Source organism: Pseudomonas sp. PME37.24/006, from assembly GCF_055556635.1.
Genome location: NZ_JBVHNL010000097.1, coordinates 1 through 271, shown reverse-complemented (window position 1 = coordinate 271; position 271 = coordinate 1). Strand labels below are relative to the sequence as shown.

The 271-nt window shown below is 63.1% G+C and carries 1 pseudogene; it reads left to right on the top strand.

The window, feature by feature from the left end:
- Positions 1 to 271 (top strand): annotated as a pseudogene (gene fusA / locus ACZ3GY_RS23990) (elongation factor G); the annotation flags it as partial.

Below are 271 nucleotides of genomic sequence, written 5' to 3'. Positions count from 1 at the left end.
CGAAGGAATACATCCCGGCCGTGGAAAAGGGCATCCGTGTGCAGGCCGATACCGGCGTGCTCGCCGGCTTCCCCACCGTGGACTTCAAATACACGCTCACCGACGGCAAGTACCATGACGTCGACTCGAGCGCGCTGGCGTTCGAAATCGCCGCCAAGGCCTGCTTCCGTGAAGGCATGAAGAAGGCCGGCCCCGTCATCCTCGAGCCGATCATGGACGTGGAAATCACCACGCCGCAGGATCACGTGGGCGACGTCGTGGGCGACCTCAA